At 40.5% G+C, this 20792-nt stretch carries 21 protein-coding genes; 1 reads left to right on the top strand and 20 read right to left on the bottom strand.

Annotation, left to right across the window (positions count from 1 at the left end):
* Positions 1-185: 185 nt before the first annotated feature.
* Genes IQ10_RS02940 through IQ10_RS02910 form a run of 7 tightly spaced genes read right to left on the bottom strand, consistent with a single transcriptional unit; the run spans position 186 to position 5732 of the window.
* Complete coding sequence (locus IQ10_RS02940) at positions 186-1163, bottom strand: biotin--[acetyl-CoA-carboxylase] ligase (protein WP_144449000.1); 978 nt, start codon at positions 1161-1163, stop codon at positions 186-188.
* A complete protein-coding gene (locus IQ10_RS02935) occupies positions 1160-2296 on the bottom strand; it encodes a CCA tRNA nucleotidyltransferase (protein ID WP_144448999.1) in 1137 nt (378 codons plus the stop codon). Before IQ10_RS02935 ends, IQ10_RS02940 begins: the two co-directional genes overlap by 4 nt.
* A gap of 9 nt (positions 2297-2305) precedes the next feature.
* Positions 2306-3448 (bottom strand): N-acetyl-alpha-D-glucosaminyl L-malate synthase BshA, encoded by a 1143-nt coding sequence (bshA, locus tag IQ10_RS02930; RefSeq protein ID WP_144448998.1) that lies wholly within the window; start codon positions 3446-3448, stop codon positions 2306-2308.
* Positions 3445-4158: a bacillithiol biosynthesis deacetylase BshB1 gene (bshB1, locus tag IQ10_RS02925; RefSeq protein WP_144448997.1), complete on the bottom strand. Its 714-nt coding sequence runs from the start codon at positions 4156-4158 to the stop codon at positions 3445-3447. The genes bshA and bshB1 overlap by 4 nt, the downstream gene beginning before the upstream one ends.
* A 1-nt stretch (position 4159) precedes the next feature.
* A complete protein-coding gene (locus IQ10_RS02920) occupies positions 4160-4567 on the bottom strand; it encodes a methylglyoxal synthase (protein ID WP_144448996.1) in 408 nt (135 codons plus the stop codon).
* Between the two features lie 15 nt (positions 4568-4582).
* The gene (gene dapB, locus IQ10_RS02915) at positions 4583-5389 is read right to left on the bottom strand and encodes a 4-hydroxy-tetrahydrodipicolinate reductase (protein WP_144448995.1); all 807 of its coding nucleotides are present in this window, start codon (positions 5387-5389) and stop codon (positions 4583-4585) included.
* Positions 5382-5732 carry a nucleotide pyrophosphohydrolase gene (locus tag IQ10_RS02910; RefSeq protein WP_144449417.1) on the bottom strand — a complete coding sequence of 117 codons (351 nt, stop codon included), beginning with the start codon at positions 5730-5732 and terminating at the stop codon, positions 5382-5384. The genes dapB and IQ10_RS02910 overlap by 8 nt, the downstream gene beginning before the upstream one ends.
* A gap of 150 nt (positions 5733-5882) precedes the next feature.
* On the opposite strand from IQ10_RS02910, the gene IQ10_RS02905 reads away from it, so the two are divergent.
* On the top strand, positions 5883-6755 hold the full coding sequence (locus tag IQ10_RS02905; RefSeq protein ID WP_144448994.1) for a YitT family protein: 873 nt from the start codon (positions 5883-5885) through the stop codon (positions 6753-6755).
* A gap of 47 nt (positions 6756-6802) precedes the next feature.
* Here the strand turns inward: IQ10_RS02905 and IQ10_RS02900 are convergent, their stop codons facing one another.
* From IQ10_RS02900 to IQ10_RS02840, 13 genes are all read right to left on the bottom strand, one after another.
* A complete protein-coding gene (locus tag IQ10_RS02900; protein ID WP_144448993.1) occupies positions 6803-7480 on the bottom strand; it encodes a zinc metallopeptidase in 678 nt (225 codons plus the stop codon).
* A gap of 128 nt (positions 7481-7608) precedes the next feature.
* Positions 7609-8397, bottom strand: coding sequence for a sporulation protein YpjB (gene ypjB / locus IQ10_RS02895; RefSeq protein WP_144448992.1), 789 nt, complete (start codon positions 8395-8397; stop codon positions 7609-7611).
* A gap of 104 nt (positions 8398-8501) precedes the next feature.
* A complete protein-coding gene (lhaT, locus tag IQ10_RS02890; protein WP_144448991.1) occupies positions 8502-9098 on the bottom strand; it encodes a lipoprotein heptaprenylglyceryl N-acetyltransferase LhaT in 597 nt (198 codons plus the stop codon).
* 111 nt (positions 9099-9209) lie between these two features.
* Positions 9210-9989, bottom strand: coding sequence for a menaquinol-cytochrome c reductase cytochrome b/c subunit (locus IQ10_RS02885; RefSeq protein WP_144448990.1), 780 nt, complete (start codon positions 9987-9989; stop codon positions 9210-9212).
* 40 nt (positions 9990-10029) lie between these two features.
* Positions 10030-10701 carry a menaquinol-cytochrome c reductase cytochrome b subunit gene (gene qcrB, locus IQ10_RS02880; RefSeq protein ID WP_144448989.1) on the bottom strand — a complete coding sequence of 224 codons (672 nt, stop codon included), beginning with the start codon at positions 10699-10701 and terminating at the stop codon, positions 10030-10032.
* Between the two features lie 15 nt (positions 10702-10716).
* Positions 10717-11217, bottom strand: a complete 501-nt coding sequence (locus tag IQ10_RS02875; RefSeq protein WP_144448988.1) for a QcrA and Rieske domain-containing protein — start codon at positions 11215-11217, stop codon at positions 10717-10719.
* 273 nt (positions 11218-11490) lie between these two features.
* Positions 11491-13149 carry an AMP-binding protein gene (locus tag IQ10_RS02870; RefSeq protein ID WP_144448987.1) on the bottom strand — a complete coding sequence of 553 codons (1659 nt, stop codon included), beginning with the start codon at positions 13147-13149 and terminating at the stop codon, positions 11491-11493.
* 23 nt (positions 13150-13172) lie between these two features.
* Positions 13173-14339, bottom strand: coding sequence for an acyl-CoA dehydrogenase family protein (locus tag IQ10_RS02865; protein ID WP_144448986.1), 1167 nt, complete (start codon positions 14337-14339; stop codon positions 13173-13175).
* Between the two features lie 294 nt (positions 14340-14633).
* Positions 14634-15428, bottom strand: coding sequence for an ABC transporter ATP-binding protein (locus tag IQ10_RS02860; protein ID WP_144448985.1), 795 nt, complete (start codon positions 15426-15428; stop codon positions 14634-14636).
* A 65-nt stretch (positions 15429-15493) separates the two neighbouring features.
* Positions 15494-16738: an ABC transporter substrate-binding protein gene (locus tag IQ10_RS02855; protein WP_242009698.1), complete on the bottom strand. Its 1245-nt coding sequence runs from the start codon at positions 16736-16738 to the stop codon at positions 15494-15496.
* Between the two features lie 79 nt (positions 16739-16817).
* Positions 16818-17879: a branched-chain amino acid ABC transporter permease gene (locus IQ10_RS02850; protein WP_144448984.1), complete on the bottom strand. Its 1062-nt coding sequence runs from the start codon at positions 17877-17879 to the stop codon at positions 16818-16820.
* Between the two features lie 4 nt (positions 17880-17883).
* Positions 17884-18768 carry a branched-chain amino acid ABC transporter permease gene (locus IQ10_RS02845; protein WP_144448983.1) on the bottom strand — a complete coding sequence of 295 codons (885 nt, stop codon included), beginning with the start codon at positions 18766-18768 and terminating at the stop codon, positions 17884-17886.
* Between the two features lie 2 nt (positions 18769-18770).
* Positions 18771-20681 (bottom strand): AMP-binding protein, encoded by a 1911-nt coding sequence (locus tag IQ10_RS02840; protein ID WP_144448982.1) that lies wholly within the window; start codon positions 20679-20681, stop codon positions 18771-18773.
* Between the last annotated feature and the right edge of the window lie 111 nt (positions 20682-20792).

Here is a 20792-nt window from a genome sequence, read left to right as displayed (position 1 = left end):
GCATACGAAAATATTCAATTTCTCTACATGAAAATGATAGAAATTGACGTCTGTGTTTTGAAATCCCTCTGTCCTAGTCCGATATAGATCAAGGCAGATCTGTTATTCATTTACTTTTTAAAGATTCGGTGCAGCTCCAATTAATTGGATACCGCCCATTACAAAAAAAGTATAACAGAAATCACTTACGGTTGGGTAGCAATTTCGATATCTGCTGAATAAATATGATGAGTTTTCCCATTTTCATCGACGAGTAACAGAATGCCTTCGTCTGTAATTCCCTTCGCATAGCCAAAAATGACCTCGTGCATCGTTCTCGCATACAAATATGTACCTACGCTGATTGCTTCTGCTTCCCATAGCGGCCGTATTGCTGAAAATCCAGATTCTAAATAGAGATCATATAATTGTTCAAATTCTTGAAATATCGCTGCGATAAGCCGAGCCCGCTCTATTCCTTCTCCTTTTTCAATCGCTAGAGATGTGGCGATTTCGCGAATATCAGGTGCCATTTCATTAGCTTGTTGATTTACATTAATGCCAATTCCAATAATAACCGATTGAACTCGGTCCGTCTCAGCTTGCATTTCCGTTAAAATTCCAACAAGCTTCTTGCCATTAATTAAAATATCATTTGGCCATTTGATCTGACAATGGATCCCCACTTCTTGCTTAATAGCTCGAACAACTGCGACAGCTGTTAGTAATGTCAACTGCGGAGCTTGATGCGGTGGAAGATTCGGACGCAATATGATACTCATCGAAATGCTTGTACCAGAACGCGAATGCCATTTTCGCCCAAGACGACCTTTTCCAGCCGTTTGTTCGTTCGCGATCACAACATGACCTTCATAAGCTCCGTCCTGTGCAAGCTTATGAGCAATTATTTGCGTTGATTCGGTTGCATCAAAATACGTTTGCTCACGACCGATTCTTTCTGTTTTTAGCTTCGATTTCACCTCATGGGGCTTTATCCCGTCCCCTTTACTGACCATCCGATAGCCTTTTCGCGTCGCTGATTCAATTTCATAGCCACTTTTTCGAAGCTCATCAATATGCTTCCAGATCGCCGTTCTCGAACAACCAAGCTGCTGACTAATTTTTTCACCAGAAACAAATTCTCCTTGATGCTCTTCAAAAATTTTCAATAATTTTTCTTTCATCGCTCAGCTCTCCTCCTTTCAAGTGCTTGTAATAACACAGTTTTCTCATTTGTAAGCTCCTTTGTCACAACAGCGACTTCTGCTAACCTAAGCTCCTCCTTCACCCATGGTCCAGGACGCTTTACTGATTGTAATAAATCACGTCCAGTAATGGCGAGCTCTGATTTATCGTGAATCGGAAGCTCATCCCAAAGACGCGATAATTCTTCAAAAGAATAAGACGGAAGGCCACATAACTCCCTGAGCCTCTCGACATCAAGAGCGACATCAAGCGTTGCTTCATATAAAGCTAACGGTAGCCAAGACTGCATTTTCCTTTTCTCAAAAAAATGAAGTCTAGCACGAATGCCACGCAGAAGCTCATTGGAAAGAGCAAGGCGCTTTAACGGCATATCATCTACATAATTTGAACAAAGACAAAAGAGCGTCCAGCAAATGAGGTCTGATTCTTCATGCAAAGGAGGCAACTTTTTCAGCTGCATAAGTGAATCCTTAGTTAATGAAAGACCTGGAATAAAAGAGTATAATTTTGTCTCCACCATTCCAGTTAATGCAAGGTTACACTGCTTCCCTTTTATGAGCTTCACCCACTCTTTAACGACTCTCTCGACAGCCACTTTTTGAATCGCTTCTCTATTATGTAGAATCGCTTCTTTTAAGGATGTATCAATGTCAAAACCAAGTTCACTTACGAAACGGTAGACACGAAGCATTCTCAAGGGATCTTCACCCATCCGATCAGCAGGGTTAGAGGCTCTTAACCGACCTGCTCGTAAGTCGACCTCTCCCCCCGTCGGATCAAAAAGCTCATTTTGATCATCTATAGCAATACTATTAATCGTCAAATCACGCAAATGAAGATCGTCTTCAATCGACTGCCCACGAATCGTAGTCACCTCGAAATGCTCGAGATTGGAGCGAACAATGACTGTTTGATGCTGATTGTTCATTCGGAACGTTTTTGAAAAAAGAGATTGCACTTCTTCGGCTGTTGCGGTTGTCACGATGTCCACATCAGCTATTTCACGCTGCAATAACCAATCACGAACAGCTCCCCCTACGATATATGCGTTATGATTATTTTGCTTCAATATATGTATGACTTTTCTCGCTTCGTTCCAAACCACAGACATTGCACTTCCTCATTTCACTTTTGAATCACCAAGCATCTCGTAATACAGTCTCTCATATTCAGCTACAATCAACGATGAACAGAAGACTTCTTTAACACGCTTTCTCCCCTTGAGAGAAAACGTTTCATGACGATGATCATCTGTCAGTAGATCAATGGCTTTTTCTGCTATACAATCGACATCGCCAATTTTACATAAGTAGCCAGTTTCACCGTCGACGACAACCTCTGGAATTCCACCTGCTTGTGTACCAATCACAGGGACACCGCACGCCATTGCCTCTAAAGCAACAAGACCAAAGCTTTCCTTTTCACTAACTAAAAGCATGAGATCACTCATTGAAAGAAGCTCGGCAATATGCTTTTGATTCCCTAGCATCAATACCTTGTCTTCGATTTGAAGCTCCTTTACTAATTGTCTTGCTATTTCTAAATCAGGCCCATTACCGATCAATAACAGTTTTGCTTTCACTTTTTCTACAATTTTGGCAAAGCTACGAACGACATCGGGCACACGTTTTACTGGACGGAAATTCGAAATATGAATAAGCACACGTTCGTCTTCTTCTATGTGATAATGTTTCTTTAAATCATCGACTTCAAGCTTCGTATAGACTCGCTCATCGATAAAATTATAAACCGTTTCAATCGCTTTGTCTGTTTGAAGAAGTTCACATGTTTGTCTGACTAAATCGTCAGAAACAGCTGTAACAAGGTCTGATTGTTCGATCCCAAAACGAATAATATCCTTTAGTGAAGGATCATATCCTAAAACTGTTATATCCGTTCCGTGCAAAGTCGTCATGATTTTCAAATCATTCCCAAGCATCTGCTTTGCTAAAATGGCACAAATCGCATGTGGAACAGCATAATGAACGTGAATAAGATCAAGCTTTTGTCTTTTTGCTACTTCTGCCATTTTACTAGCGAGCGTTAAATCATAAGGAGGGTACTGAAAGACAGAGTATTGATTCACTTCAACCTCGTGATAATAAATATTCGGGTAGACGCGATCAAGACGAAACGGGACACTGGATGTAATAAAGTGCACCTCATGTCCCCGCTCAGCTAGAAGTTTTCCAAGTTCCGTCGCAATCACCCCTGAGCCACCAACAGTCGGGTAACAGCTAATCCCAATTTTTAATTTCTTCATCGTCGTTTTCCTCCAGCAAATAAATCAGAAACGACCATCGTTTTCGAGGTCATAAATCCTTCTGCGTACTCAACCCCGATATCTTTTCCAAATAATCTCTCTCTCGCTTCTACCATAGGAATATAGCCATTGGTAAGCGGTGTTTCAACAGATTGCTCACTTTTGACAAATTGACTTTGATAAGCGAGTAAGGCTTGTTTTTTCTTTTCCATAAACTCTGAGACTGGAATCACAAAATCAGGATGCTCGTAACCATTGATAAAATAATAATGGACATTATCAGGACGAAAAGCAGGAAGATCGAGTTTGCAGCGGTATTTACGAATCCCCGCATTAAAAACAGCTTCCTTTACAAGCCCCGTACAGGCACCATGATCGGGATGGCGATCCACATGATACGGTGAGAATACAAGCGTCGGCTCATATTTTCGAATAATGGAAACAAGCTCAGCTAATTGTTCTGATATCACCCTTGTTAAACCGCGATCAGGAAAATCGAGCTGAATCCGCTCTGCTAAGCCAAGAATATCAGCTGCTTTTTTTGCTTCTTCTTGACGTATCGCAACCGTGCCATTAGAGGATAATTCTGCTTTTGTTAAATCACAAATACCTACACGATAGCCTTCTGCTGCATATTTGGCAAGTGTAGCGCCCATCCCAATTTCCACATCATCAGGATGAGCACCAAATGCTAAAATATCAAGCTTCATCTTATTCGCCCTCAGCTTTGTCTGGTTCACGCCATGCGAAGTCGCCACGTTCCAAACCCTTAATCAAAATTTCTGCTGTTCCAAGGTTGGTCGCAAGAGGCACTTGCCGAAGGTCACAAAGCCGTACAAGTGCCGTTACATCTGGCTCATGGGGCTGAGCTGTTAATGGATCACGGAAAAATAAAATCAAATCAAATTTATTCTCAGCTACGAGCGCTCCAATTTGTTGATCGCCACCAAGAGGTCCTGATTTGAACCTTGTCACAGAAAGATTCGTTGCTTCCATGATTTTCGTTCCTGTTGTTCCTGTACCATATAACTCATGATCGGCTAAAATCGCTTCATAAGCCATTGCAAATTGCACCATATCTTCTTTCTTTTTGTCATGCGCAATTAAAGCTATTCTCATCCGGCTTCTCTCCCTTTATTCGATAATATGCTCTAATCCATATACGAGCGTATCAAGCTTTAAAACCGTTTCTACTGCTAATTTCACTCCAGGCATAAACGACGTACGGTCAATCGAATCATGACGAATTGTTAGCGTCTGACCGATACCACCAAAAATAACCTCTTGATGAGCAACAAGTCCAGGTAATCGAACACTATGGATTTTCATCCCTTCAAAGTCTGCACCGCGCGCTCCAGCCATATCTTCTCTTTCATCAGGATGCCCTTGCTGTTTCGCCTCACGTACTTGAGCAATCAATTCAGCTGTTTTGACAGCTGTACCGGACGGGGCATCAAGCTTCCGATCATGATGTCGCTCGATAATTTCAACATCTGGTAAGTAATTTGCAGCCATTTGCGCAAATTTCATCATTAAAATCGCACCGATCGCAAAGTTAGGGGCGATAATTGCACCAAGTCCCTTTTTCTCAGCAAGAGTACGCAAGCTTGTGATATCTTCTTCTGAAAAACCAGTCGTTCCCACAACAGGACGAACACCATGTTCAAAAGCAATTTCCATATGCTTCCTTCCATATGCTGGAGCCGTCAAATCAATTAAAACATCCGCATTATGTTCAGTAAAACATGCTGTCATATCCGTATAAATTGGCACATCCAGTCCTAGTCCTGAAAAACCTTCAAGATCTTCAAGCTTCATACCTTCGTGCTTAGAATCTACAACAGCAACTAACTCAAACTGCTCTGTCTTTGCTACCATTTTCACAGCTTCTTTTCCCATATTACCACGCGGTCCAGCAATAACAATTTTGACTTTATTCATCTCCGACACCTTCTTCTTCTATTCTTGTCCAACGATTTTTATCGCGGGTTTCAAATTTGTTCATAACGAGGTCAAACGCCTCTTCTAAATCAATATGTAATGAATTCGCAAAGCAGATCAGCACAAATAAAACATCGCCCATCTCTTGTTCCATCGACCGTTCTTCTTCACTTGATTTCTTCGGTTTCTCACCATAAAAATGGTTGACCTCACGTGCTAACTCTCCTACCTCTTCCGTCATACGAGCAAGTAGAGCAAGCGGGCTAAAGTACCCCTCTTTAAATTGACCAATATAAGCATCAACTCGTTCTTGCATTTCTTTTAACGATTTATCATTCAACATCCCCACCTCACATTCCTTCTCATCCATGTTAGCGAATAGTTCGGATTTTGACAAATGCAAAACGTCGGTTTGCTGAAAAAAAACATTTTCTATATAATAAGCATGACTTTCAATTCTATTTTTTTCATGTAATTGAAAAAGGAGGATCTAATGGCACACCAAGTGAAAATAAAAAACATCCTGTTTATCTTATTAGGTTCTGCGATTTTAGCATTTGGTCTCGTCTATTTTAATATGGAAAATAATTTAGCTGATGGTGGTTTTACTGGGATTACCCTCATCCTCTATTTTATTTTTTCCATCAATCCCGCTATTTCGAACCTTGTATTAAATATTCCGCTATTTTTTATCGGCTGGAAAATACTCGGCCGCACAACATTTATTTACACGATCATCGGTACAATCGGTGTTTCTGTTTTTCTCGAGCTCTTTCAACGTTATGAAGTGATAGATATCCCTCTTCGTGACGATATGACTCTGGCTGCTCTTTTTGCTGGCGTTTTTATTGGAGTTGGTCTTGGAATTGTTTTTCGCTATGGTGGAACAACAGGAGGTGTGGATATCATCGCCAAACTCGGCTTTAAATATTTAGGCTGGAGCATGGGTAAAACAATGTTTCTCTACGATGCTCTCGTTATCGCTTCATCCTTAATCTATTTAAACTACCGTGAAGCGATGTATACCCTTCTTGCTGTTTTTGTTGCAACAAGAGTGATTGATTTCATCCAACAAGGCGCTTATTCAGCAAAAGCTTCATTTATTATATCAGATAAAGTACCAGAAATTGCACATGCCATTTTAAGTGAAATGGACAGAGGAGCAACCTTTTTAAGGGGAAAAGGAAGTTTTACAGGAAGTGAAAAAGAAGTTCTATACTGTGTAGTTGGTCGAAATGAATTAATTCGTTTAAAGACGCTGGTTGAACGTATTGATCCTCATGCTTTTGTGACAGTCAATGATGTTCAAGACGTGATTGGTGAGGGCTTTACACTTGATGAAAACAAAAAGCCACTTCGGTTATAAGAAGAAAAAAAGGCTTGAGTGCAGTCACCCAAGCTTTTAAACAAAAATTATTCTTCGTTGTTCATTCCAAGATACATGAGAATAAAACGAACAAGTTCTAGTAATGCAACAAGCGCACCTGCTACATATGTTAATGCTGCTGCATTTAACACTTTACGCGTATCACGTTCTTCGTCGTTACGAATCACACCTGACGAAACAATTTGCTCCATCGCGCGACTAGATGCATTAAACTCAACTGGCAATGTGACGAGTTGGAACAAGACAGCTGCAGCCATCGCAATAATCCCTAGTAAAATAAAACCAGAAGCACCCATCAAAATACCTGCTAAAATCAGGAAGAAGGAAGCGTTTGAACCAAAACTTGCAACAGGTACAAGTGAGTGACGAATGCGAAGAAATGCATAATCTTCAGCGTCTTGCATCGCATGGCCAACTTCGTGTGCAGCAACCGCAGCACCAGCAACTGATGTCCCGTGATAGTTGTCAGTCGACAAACGAACAACTTTCGAACGCGGATCATAGTGGTCTGTTAACACGCCCTGTGTTTCTTCAATTCTAACATCATACAAGCCATTTTCATCAAGGATTTTACGAGCAACTTGTGCCCCTGTCATTCCAGAAGATGCATGAACTTGTGAATACTTTTTGTACGCGCCTTTCACTCTCATTTGTGCCCAGATCGGGATAATGAGTAGAAGAATAAAGTAAATCAGAAAACCCATCTTTACGTACCACCTCTGTATTCATTCTAGTATTTAATTAATTATCATTCTAAAGTTAAGATCAAATAAAGTCAAACAAAAACCGCTGTAATCCCTGTGATTCGCACGTTTCTCACACAATTGTCACATTATTCTTTCATGCGCACCTTTTGTTTTTCTGCGCGATATTTTCTCCAACCAACATACGATAATGACAAAATAATCATTCCTCCAATTGTAAATATCACCCACCATAACGAAGGATCTGCGCTATCTTCCTTGACTTGATGATACAGATTTGCCCATTCTTTTTCCATTAATTCGAGATGAGGTGTTAGTTTACTTGGATCGAGCTGATTCGCTCGTAGTTTTTCCAAGAAGATCACTTGTGATTCAAGGCGCTGAAGATGTTGGGGTTCAATATCAATAAATAAGGCAGGTTTGATCATTTGGTAATGACGAAGGAATTCATTCAAACGATGTTGATAAGCGACAGAATCACCTTTAAAGATAGTGGCTTTTATCGCAGCTAATGCATGCATGACAGCTTGTTCAGAATGAAGCCAAAGAGGATGATGTTCGCTTGAAAGGGCATCGACAGCTAAGCGAAAGGTCGTCACCTGATAAATTCGCTCCTCTAGAGGCAAATCAGTTGCTGTGACAGCTTCAATCGCTTTTTCATATGCCATCGTAGTCGTCCGAAGTGAACTCATTGTCACTCCTTCCGCTTGAAAATCCACTTCTAAAAAGTGCTTCGAAAAATAATCTAGCAACTGCTTTGCTTCAGCATATTTTTCTCTTTTGACAAGTTGGAGGATTTGGTCAGATGTTTGATTTAATTCTTTCCATGTATGTAACGATGAGTGGCCATCTGCAAAACTTTTTGTTGGAAAACTCAGTAAAACTACTATTATGATCGCGCTCAGCAATTGACGCATAGTTCGTCCCTCCTTCTTCTATTCTCATCATATGAAAAGAGGGACAAGAGTAGACCAAGAAAAGCACAAACGTCTTTTACTAGCGCAATCAAGCTATGGTCCTCCTATTGAAGTTCGAGCTTATTTGTTCCTTTTCTTACAGAAAGATAATAGACTGTCGCAATCGAAAAGACACTTAACCAAAAGGTAAAGTAGCCAATATGATTAAGATATGGAACCAACGTCAAAGAAACACTAGGATGCATCATGTATACATAATCAATGATGTCATTATGAACTGTCCACAAAGCCACAACAATCAAATGCCACATTTTAATCCGGTAAAATGGAGCATACAATACAGCTTGCAGGGCCATTCCTGCATGAGAGAAAATGAGCATGTAGTTTTGCCATGTGAGAGTGGAACCCGTCCATCCTGCTGCAATATTCATAACTACTGCCCAAATTCCATACTTTATCAGTGTAACAGCGGCAAGAGCTTCAAGTAGTGGCCAATTTCGCTTAAGTAGAAATGCGATTAAGACAAAAACAAAAAAGAGACTAGCAGTAGGACTATCAGGAACAAATGGTAAGAAAACAGTCGGTGTTCTTGCTAATTGCGATTCATACCATATGTATCCATAAATAGTTCCTGGGATATTAATAATCAACAACAATACAATCATCGATTTTTTCCCAAACAACGTAAAAACAGTTTTCATCATCACATTTCCTACCTTTTTATGTATTTATTATCTATTACTTGGCATAAACTCTTAAATAAGGAAATTGATACGAAAAAAGCTGACTATGACAGTCAGCTTTTCTAACTATTATTCTTCTGGATTACCGTGAGCAGCAATGTATTCAGCTAGAATTTGAAGCTCTTCATCTGTTCCTTCAAACATACCAGCTGGCATTGAACCTTGACCATTCACGATCGTATCAGCTACTTCTTCAGGAGTTTTCTCTGTTTCAAGTAGTGAAGGTCCACCTGCTCCACCTGTCATTGTATCTCCATGACAGCCGATACATGAAGCTTGTGAAGTATAAATTTCATAGCCTGCTGCTTCCGTATTAATGTCAGCTTCTTCAGCAATCGCACCTTGCTCCGCAGCCGCTTCCCAGTCATGCTGGTCAACAGATTCCCAAGTCAAGTAAATTGTTGCGATTAAAGCAAGCATCATCATACTTGTCGCAATTGGACGCTTTGATGGACGACGTTCTTTTCCAGTGTCCAACCAAGGAGCGATCAAAAGTGCACCGAATGCAAGACCAGGAATAACAACTGTTCCGATAACGTTGTAGTCACCAGAAGCAAATTGATATTTAAGTAATTGATACAAGAATAAGAAGTACCAGTCAGGTAATGGAATATATCCAGAATCAGTCGGATCAGCCATACGCTCAAGCGGCGCTGGGTGACCAATTGTTAAGAGAAGATATCCCATTAAGAAAACAGCACCAACCATCCACTCTTTTAAGAGGAAGTTCGGCCAGAACGCTTCCGTTTTACCTGGATACTCAGAGTAGTCTTTAGGAATATTTGGTTTACGATTATTTGCCTTGACACGAGAGTCACCGACAAACTTCATCCCTTTACCACGTTCCATCTCGTTCCCTCCTTTTCATTTGTTAGCTTTAATTTTGATTTTACAATGGTCCAGAAATACCTTGTTTACGGATCATGTAGAAGTGAGCCGCTAGTAAGCCAAGTAGTGCACCAGGCAAGAAGAAGACGTGAATCGCGAAGAAACGAGCAAGCGTTGCAGCCCCGATAACTTCTCCACCAGCAAGCAATGTTTTTGCAAATCCACCGATTAAAGGCACACTTTCTGCAATTTGCAGCCCTACGACTGTTGCGAAATATGCTTTCATATCCCAAGGTAATAAGTACCCAGTAAAACCTAAACCGAGCATAACGAAGAAAATAAGGACACCAACTACCCAGTTTAATTCACGAGGCTTCTTATATGAACCTGTAAAGAAGACACGTAACGTGTGTAAAAACATCATAACGATAACTAAACTTGCGCCCCAGTGGTGCATCCCACGTACGATCACACCGTAAGCGACTTCTTGTTGTAAGTATGCTACTGATTGATAAGCGTTGATAATATCTGGTACATAGTACATTGTTAAAAACATACCTGATAAAATCTGAATAACTGTTACGAAGAATGTTAGTCCTCCAAAACAGTAGACGAACGCAGAGAAGTGGTGAGCAGGGTTAACGTGCTCAGGTACTTCGTGGTCGGCAATATCGCGCCACATAGGCGTAATATCAAGACGCTCATCAACAAAGTCGTAAATTTTTTGAAGCATCGATTACGCCCCTCCTTATGTTCGCTGTGTAATTTGACCTAAGTATACTTTTCCGTCTTCCACTGTCACTTCATAAACATCCAACGGACGCTGTGGAGGCGTTCCTGCGATGTTAATACCATGATGATCAAACATACCAAAGTGGCATGGACAATAGAAGCGATCTGGATGTTCAGCATTTGTTCCGAACGCAACCGTACAGCCTAAATGAGTACATGTTGGCGATAAAGCGGTTACTTCATTACCTTGAATGTAAATGTACGCATTACGTGAAATCGTTGATTCGTACCATGCATCCACTTGATCAAATTGAAATTCAAACAGTTGCGGTTCTTCAGTAAGATCCGCTACGTCACACACATAAACATTATCTGATGCTGCACCTGCTTTTAATGCAGGGTCAAGGGCAAAGCGCGCCATCGGCATAATCATGCCCGCTGCCATGAAACCACCCACACCCGTCAGTGTGTACGTTAAAAATTGACGTCGTGATACTTTGTGATCCTTTTCGTTCACTCGTTTTCCCCCCCTACACAATAAGGTAGACCCAAAAATGGGCATAAGATAAACACATATTATAACTAGGACATACCCATGATAATACATTGCACGTTATTGTGCAAGATAATACATCAATTGGCACAAAATCGGCAAATTTCTAAAATGTAAATTATTTTCCCAATAAACTTAAACCTCCTCTTGAAGCTGAAAAAAGCGCCCACTCCATTAAGAGTAAACGCTCATAACATTCAGATAGCCATTTAACAGTGTCTTTTATTAAGGATTTAGCTAAATTCTTGATTTTGTCTCAGAAAGTTTCAAACGCTTTAATGCTAATTCTCTCAGCTTAAATTTTTGGATTTTCCCTGAAGCAGTCATCGGATATTGTTCGATAAATTGGATGTAATGAGGAACTTTATAGCGGGCAATTTTACCTCTACAATAGTCTTTTATTTCTTCAGCTGTAGCTGTCTCTCCTTCTTTTAAAATGATAAAAGCGGAAACCTCCTCTCCAAATTTCGGATCAGGAACACCTACAATCTGGACATCGAGAACTTTTGGATGCTTGTATAAAAATTCTTCAATTTCTCGTGGATACACATTTTCTCCTCCACGAATAATCATGTCCTTCAGCCTTCCAGTAATTCTGCAATATCCGTTATCATCCATAATAGCTAAATCACCTGTGTGAAGCCAGCCGTCATCCGTAATAACCGCTTTTGTCGCTTCTGGATTTTTATAATATCCCTTCATGACATGATAGCCTCGGGTACATAGCTCCCCTTGTACCCCTCTAGGTACTTCCTTACTTGTACCTGGTTGTACGATTTTCACTTCTACATTTGGAAGAGCACGGCCTACACTTTCAACACGAAGATCAAGTGAATCATGGACTCTCGTTTGCGTAATAACTGGAGAAGACTCCGTTTGTCCGTAGGCAATTGTAATTTCAGTCGACCCCATCCTTTCTATAACTGCCTTCATTACTTCAATCGGACAATTAGATCCAGCCATGATCCCTGTGCGCAAAGAAGTTAAATTATACTTTTCAAAGTCTTTGTGGCTCAACTCAGCAATAAACATTGTCGGCACACCATGCAGGGCCGTACACTTTTCTATTTCAACCGCTTCTAAAACTTTTTGCGGATCAAATTCCTGAACCGGCACCATCGTTGCTCCTACTGTTACGCAAGCAAGTGTTCCTAGTACACAGCCAAAACAATGAAAAAATGGAACAGGGATACACATTCGATCTTGATTGGATAAATTCATACATTCAGCTATATTGACTGCATTATTTGTTAGATTATAGTGAGTGAGCATCACTCCTTTTGGAAACCCTGTTGTTCCAGACGTGTACTGCATATTGATGACATCATCAGGGTCAAGGGAAGCCATCCGTGAATTGAGCTTTGAATCACTCACAACATTTGCCATCTCTAATAGATCTGACCACAGATACATTCCTGGATAACGTTTTTCTCCGAGAAAAATAACATTTCGTAAATGCGGTAGCTTTTCTGATCTCAGCTGACCTGGTTCACAGTTTTTTAATTCTGGAACGACTTCATATAGCATTTCTACATACGAAGATCCACGATACTCTTCCATTAAAATAAGCGTTGTGGAGTCTGATTGTTTCAGCAAATATTCTAGTTCTGCTACTTGATAGTTCGTATTGACTGTAACGAGCACAGCCCCGCATTTCCCTGTTGAAAATTGAGAGATTAACCATTCTGGCATATTAGTCGACCAAATCGCCACATGCTCGCCACGTTCAATTCCTAGCTTCATAAACCCTTTAGCGGCTTGACGGCACAAATCATCAAATTCTTTATAGGAATAACGCAGCCCCCTATCAGGATACACAACTGCATCTATACTCGGTTGCTTTTTCGCCATTTCTTCAAGCAATTTCCCAACCGTAATATTTATAATATCTGCCATGATAAGATCCCCCTTTCTTCCATTTAGGCTTTTACTTTTACCATACCAGTGCAACCTAATTGCCTAGCAATAACAAGACGTTGGATTTCAGAAGTACCTTCACCAATTTCAAGTAATTTTGCATCACGAAGCATGCGTTCTACTTCATATTCACGCATATACCCATAGCCACCATGAATTTGAATGGCTTGGTTGCTAATACGCGTGGCTGCTTCAGAAGCAAATAGCTTTGCATAAGCAGATTCTTTTCCAAAAGATTTGTTGTTGTCCTTAAGCCATGCCGCTTTCAACACCATATTGCGCGCAAGTTCAATTTCCATCGCCATATCAGCTAGTTTAAATTGAATTGCCTGGAAATTTGAAATTGCTTGCCCGAACTGCTTACGCTCTTTTGCATACGCCAACGCTCTGTCAAATGCAGCTTGGGCCACGCCAACAGCAAGAGCAGCAATCGAAATACGACCACCATCTAACGTATAAAGGAACTGACTGAACCCTCGCTCAGCATCTCCTAATAGATTGCTGCGTGGTACACGTACATCCTCCAAAATAAGTTCACATGTATTCGATGCGCGAACGCCCATTTTTTCATAGTTACTATTAATTTTAAAACCTGGTGTATCAGTAGGAACAATAATCGCTGAAATCACATTTCTACCTTGCTCATTTTTCCCTGTTACAGCTGTAACAATTACTTGTCTCGCATAACTTGCATTCGTAATCCAGCACTTTTCTCCATTAATGACGAAATCATCATTATCAACGACTGCTTTTGTTTGTGTACCACCTGCATCAGAACCAGCATTAGGCTCTGTTAATCCAAAAGAGCCAAGCGTTTGACCAGATGCCATTGGGATCAGATACTCCTGTTTTTGCTCTTCTGTGCCAAAATAATAGATTGGACTTGCCCCAAGTGACACAGCAGCAGCATAGCTGAGTCCTGTCCCACCACAAGCACGTCCGATTTCTTCAACGGCTAGTGCATAACTGATCGTATCACCACCCGAGCCACCGTATTGCTCAGGAAAAGGGATACCAAGCATACCGAGCTCGCCCATTTTCTTGAAGTTTTCTTCTGGAAATTCACTCGTTCGATCATATTCAATCGCTTTTGGGGCAATCTCATTCTCTGCAAAATCCCTTACCATATCTCTAATCATGCGTTGTTCTTTCGTTAATTCAAAATTCATCATCCATTCCTCCTTATTCTAGTAAAATCATTTTCAGATACTACGTATGTTTTAGATAGAATCCTTTAAACAGAAAAAGACTCCTTAAAGGTAGGTTTGGCCGTTCTGTCCAAATCCTACTTTCAAGGAGACACCCTCGGACAAGAACACGACAGCTTTTACGAGAAAAAAACTTGTAACAAATGTCTCGTTGGGACATAGCAAATAAACTTCAAGGAGCCATCCTCTTAAACATATGCTCCGTATTCAGAAAACTGAATTATAGTAAATGAATAGAAAGGCAAACATTTTTCATTACCAAGCAATCCTTCTACGTCTCTTGTAAGCCTTTACATCTCGATAGTTCTTATTTCCTTCTTTACTAACTCCCAAATAATATTCACGAACTTCTTCATTTGATAGAAGAGAGGCGACCTCCCCCTCCATCACAATCCGACCATTTTCCATTATGTAGCCATAATCCGCAATTGAAAGTGCTACATTAGCATTCTGTTCTACAACTAAAATGGACATTCCTTCTTCTTTATTGATTTTTTTGATATTTCCGAAAATTTCTTTAACCAATAAAGGTGCTATGCCTAGTGACGGTTCGTCTAATAGTAGTAATTTAGGTTTTGCCATCAGTCCTCTTCCAATCGCAAGCATTTGCTGTTCTCCACCAGATAGCAAACCAGCTGCACGAGTACGAATCATTTTCAGCTTCGGAAAATAATGATAAATTCGTTCCATATCATTTTTAATACTTTTGCGGTCTCGACGAGTATGGGCACCAGCCATTAAGTTCTCTTCAACTGTTAGATGCTTAAATACTCGGCGTCCTTCCATCGATTGAAAAATCCCCTTTTTCACAATGGAATCTGGATCGACATTTGCACTTATTTTTTCACCTTCAAATTCAATGAAACCATCAGTTATTTGACCACCTTCTCCTTTTAATAAACCAGAAATGGCTTTTAGAGTGGTCGATTTGCCTGCCCCATTACTTCCAAGTAAGGCAACGATTTTTCCTTTAGGTACTTCAAGAGAGGTTCCTTTCAGAACGAGTATCATTTTCGAGTAAACGACCTCAATATTTTGAACACGGAGCATGTTATCACCTCTCACTATTTAATTAGCGAGAGGACGAACCCCTCGCTTTATTGAATATGGTGCAATTAGTCACTTACACCAAAGTAATCTGTAATTGGTTCCCAACGTCCGTTTTCAACTCTCGCTAAGCGAATTTGCGAAGTACCAGCATGGTTGTCAGCAGAGAAGGAAACTGGTGCACCAAGCCCACCTAAATCTAAGTTTTCAATACTTTCAATCCCTACTTTGATGTCTTCCCCAGTTAATTCCGTATCTGCTGCATTGCGAATGCCTTCAGCCATAATTTTAGCTGTCACCCAGCCTTGAATGAATTTCTGGTTAATATCTTCAAGTGTCTTGCCTTTAGAGTGAAGGTATTCTTCAACTTCTGCCATTCCTTCAAGCTCCTCGTAAGGGAAAGCGTGAGTTAAAACACCCATATAGCCTTCAGCTGCATCTCCAGCAATGTCAATGACTCCTTCACCAGTCGCCCAGTTGAGGCCTAAAAACTGAGTATCAATTCCTAGTGTTTGAGCCTCTCGTAAGATCGTAGCGGTTGCCCCCCATGTTTGGTTAATAATCGCATAGTCAGGATCTTGACGCTCCATGTTTAACATTTGTGATTGCGCTTCAGTTGCTGACAAATCAATCACTTGCTCATCAACAACTTCCACTCCATTTTCACTTGCATACGCTTTTATATCTTCAATAGGAGAACGTCCGAATGCCGTATCATTATAGAGCAATGCAAGCGTTGGGTTCTCTCCATCATGATTTTCAACAATCCAGTCAACGATTGCGCGACCTTGGTCAGAATATGTCGCACCAGCGATAAAGTTTAACGGACTTTCTGTAAGGTCTTTTAAGTTCTCTGAGTAAGATGCAGACATGAAAGGTAGATTGTCATTGGCGACTTGCTGACGTAATGCTTCTGTGTCGGCTGTTCCCCAGCCTAGGATAGCAGATACGTTATGACGGTCACGTAACGCTTGGTATTGACGCTGAGCTTCTGTAATATTGTACGCGTAGTCATCACCGATTAAGTCGATAATGATACCGTCAACACCACCTTTAGAATTAATGTATTCAACATATGCTTGTTCTCCCTCTGCATAAGGTGTACCAACATCACCAGTCCCCCCAGTAATGTCATAGAGCGCACCAATTTTTACAACACGCTCTCCTTCTGGTGTCTCAGTAGCAGGATCATCCGTTCCTTCTGGCTGCTCTGCTGGAGTAGCCACATCATCACTTCCGCACGCTACGAGAAATCCTAGTAACATAACAAGACAAAACAACATTCCTAAACCCTTTTTCCACCTGTTTAACATCCTTTTTCCCCCTTAAATAATTGTATAAGTATATGGAGAGAAGTACTCAATTGGCAAGTACTTCCTAGTCCCGCTTAAACTAATGTGAGAATGGCCAGAGTTTGAAATAATTCTTGATGTTATTCCAAATATGGGCAAGTCCACCTGGCTCAAAAATTAAGAACAGGATAATGACGAGCCCAAAAACGAGCTCCTTAAAAGCAGATAACAAATGATGCATATTTGGTAATACTGATGAAACAAATTCCATTAAAAAGCCAAGCCCGACAGGTAAAAGGGTAATAAACACAGCTCCGAGTATTGCTCCAAATACACTACCAAGACCCCCGACAAGAATCATTGCTAAATATTCAATCGAAACTTCAATGGAATAGAGCTCTGGACTAACAATCATCGTATAATGAGCAAGCAAAGCACCAGCAATCCCTACAAAGAAGGAACTAATCGCAAATGCCATGACTTTATAGCTGAATAAATTGATCCCCATAATTTGTGCAGCCACATCACGGTCACGAACAGCAAGAAATGCTCTACCAGTTCGTGTTCTAAATAGATTGAGCGCATAAAAGGTGGTAAGCACTAAAATAATGAAGCATAAATAGTAATAGCTGGTAGCACTCATAAAGTTGAATCCACCAATGGAAGGACGCTGCAGCACCATACCAGATGTTCCTCCCGTTAAGCCAGTCCAACGGCTAATCACAAAAAGGATAATCACTTGAGCTGCTAGAGTGGCAATCGCTAAATATAAACCTTTTAGACGAAGGGAAGGAATACCGAATAAACCTCCGACCACTGCTGTGATAATTCCAGCAAGCGGCAATGCAACCCAGAAGCTTAGTCCGAGTGTGCTCGTTAATATTGCGGATGTATAACCACCTACACCAAGAAAAGCACCTACACCAATTGAGATTTGTCCAGTAAACCCTGTTAAAATATTAAGCCCAATGGCGCCAACTGCTGCAATGCAACAAAGTGTGGCAAGCCCAACCGCATAATTTGATGCAAACAATGGATATAAGAAGAACAATCCAAGTAAAGCGATAGCCCTCAACTTCACTCTCGGGATTCGGTAAAGCTCCATATCTTTACGATAACTCGTTTTATAATGTCCACATTCTGCAACAAATGGATTACGCATCCGCTCACACCCTTTCTATGCCACCTTTTCCGAACAAGCCATATGGTTTAATCATTAAGATAATTACAACGATGATAAAAGGTACTACCTCTTTCAATCCTCCTCCAACAAGCGGATCAAGATACCCCCCTGCTAAACTTTGCAATACCCCAATAATAAATCCGCCAACTATTGCTCCTGGAATACTATCAAGCCCACCAAGAATCACTACAGGTAATACTGTCAAGCCGATAATCGCCATTGAAGCGTTCACACCATTGATATTTCCAAGTAAGACACCACCGACAGCAGCAACGACAGAGGCAATCGCCCAAGTAATGGCGTAAACCGATTTAACACTGATCCCCATTGACAGAGCTGCTTGTTGATCATCAGCTACTGCTCGCATCGCAATCCCCATTTTTGAAAATTTAAAAAACAAGGTAAAAACGATAAGTAGAAACATGACAATCACAAATGACCATAAATAAACAGGTGAGATAATAACATCTCCAAAACGAATCGGTGTCGCAGGGAAAATTTGCGGATAGGTTCTAATTTGATGTCCCCAAATCATGTGTACAGCTCCACCAAGTAAACTTGCCAGCCCAATCGTAGCCATGATAACGGAAATAACAGGGGCATTTAATAAAGGTCTCAGTAGCACCCGCTCCACCGTCAATCCTAGTAAGGCATTAAAAGCTAACGTAATCAAAATAGCGACGAAAAAATTTAGTTGATAGGCGGTGATTAACGTTAAACAAATATAGGCTCCTATTAAGACAAACTCTCCATTTGCTAAGTTAAGGGCATCACTCGCTTTATAGATCAGTACAAATCCAAGAGCAACAAGAGCATAAATACTTCCAATAACAATCCCTGTTACAAGCATTTGCATGAAAAATGTCATTGCTATGCCACCTCCCGTTCTGCCTCAAGTTGAACGACTTTTAAATTCGTTTGAACAACCGACTCATCGCCATTTCCTGTTACAATCTTCTCCGTAACTACTACTTCAGTACCTCCCCCATATAAGCTAGCAAATACAGCTTGGTATCTCTCTTCAATTAATTTCCGGCGTATTTTATACGTTTGGGTCATTTCCTCTTCAGAAGCATTAAACGGTTTGTGGAGGATGACAAATTTCTTGATTCTCGCATCATCCGGTAAATCATCCATTAATCGCACCACTTCTTTTTCAATTAATTGACTCACTTCTGGCTTTCTCGTTAAATCTGAATACGTTGTATAAACGATTTGATTCTTTTCAGCCCATCTTCCTACACTCATCATGTCAATAGTAAGAATGGCTACCATATAAGGTTTTTCCTTTCCATAAACAACTGCTTCTTGAATGTATGGACTCACTTTCAGCTTGTTTTCAATCAGACTTGGTGAAAATGGTTCACCGTTATGTTGATTAATCACTTCTTCTTGACGCCCGACAACATGTATGTGACCAAACTCATCTAGGTAACCTGTGTCCCCAAGAGAAATAAAACCCTCTTCCTTCTCGTTAACAGCTTCTTGATGATGATAGCCACGGAAGGCAACTGAGCGCTTAATCAGAATTTCTCCATCACTCGCCACTTTCACTTCCGTATTCGGAAGAGGAGGCCCTGCACTATTGACATTTATTTGATTATCACGATGCACACAAATAATTCCCCCAAGTTCTGTTCCACTATACGTTTGCTTGACATTTACACCAATACTATGGAAAAAGCGAAAAGATTCTGATCCTAAAGTAGCCCCGACAGCATATCCTCTTCTGATTCTTGCAAATCCAAGATGGTCCCGAATCGCACTAAAAACAAGCCACTCTCCTAAACCGTACATACATTTTGTACCTAAAGAAGCTTGTTTGTCTTTCAGTTTTGCATCCGCAACTTTATCAGCATATTTTTTAAAGAAATGATAAACTTTTGACTTAAACCAGCTTGTATCTTGAATTCGAATCGTAAATTGGGACATTAGTGTTTGATAAACTCGCGGCGGGGCAAGTAACGTATGAGGACCAATCTCTCGCAAATCAGACAAGACCGTATTCGACTGCTCAGGAAAATTAATAACAATCCCTTTCAAAAGAGACATCGCAAAGCTCATCACTTGTTCGTCGATCCAAGCAAGTGGCAGAAACGACAAATAATCATCTTGTTCCTCCATTCGATCAACTTCTGAAAGACCAATCGCTGTTATTAATAAATGTTGATGACTAATCATTACTGCTTTTGGGGTATCAGTTGTGCCAGAAGTGTATGCGTACAAAGCAATATCAGTGCTTTGTCCTTTTTCTAGTTCCTCCCTGAAAAAGTCTTGATATTGTGCTTTTCTTTCTAGTCCTAGATGAAGCAAATCGTCAAAACTCCTTAACTTTTCATGTTCATACCTGCTCATCCCTTGGTCGTTGTAATAAATAATATGTTTTACATACGACAGCTCGGCTTCTACTTCAAGTAATTTATCTACTTGTTCTTGGTCCTCTACGACCACGATTTGTGCCTCACACTGATTTAGACTATAAACAAGCTGATGAGGAAGGGACTCTTGATAAAGTCCTACAGAAATTGCTCCTAATGATTGAGCTGCCATTTGTGAGAACAGCCATTGTGGTCTGTTATCACCAATAATAGCCACTGTCTCGCCACGTTGTAGCTTATATTCAGTAGCTAGAGCAATGGAAAAATGTTTCACATGCTCAAGATACTCAAACCACGTTACCTCATTCCAAATCCCCAGTTTTTTCTGACGGAGGGCAACGTTATTTCCTGTTTTTTCAGCTCTTTCTAACAATAGTTTTGGTAAAGTCTTCTCTGTAGACATCTACTAACGTCTCCTCCTTTTGTACACATAGACAGGTTGCATTGACTAAAACATTCGAGATAAAATCTTATTGAAACTTATTTAGAGATAGATTTACGTTTATAAAAGGTC

It is taken from the genome of Halalkalibacter nanhaiisediminis, from assembly GCF_007830185.1.
GTDB classification, from domain to species: Bacteria; Bacillota; Bacilli; order Bacillales; family Bacillaceae_D; genus Halalkalibacter; species Halalkalibacter nanhaiisediminis.
Note: the sequence above shows the minus strand (reverse complement) of the source record. Positions and strands in the feature narration are given on the sequence as shown.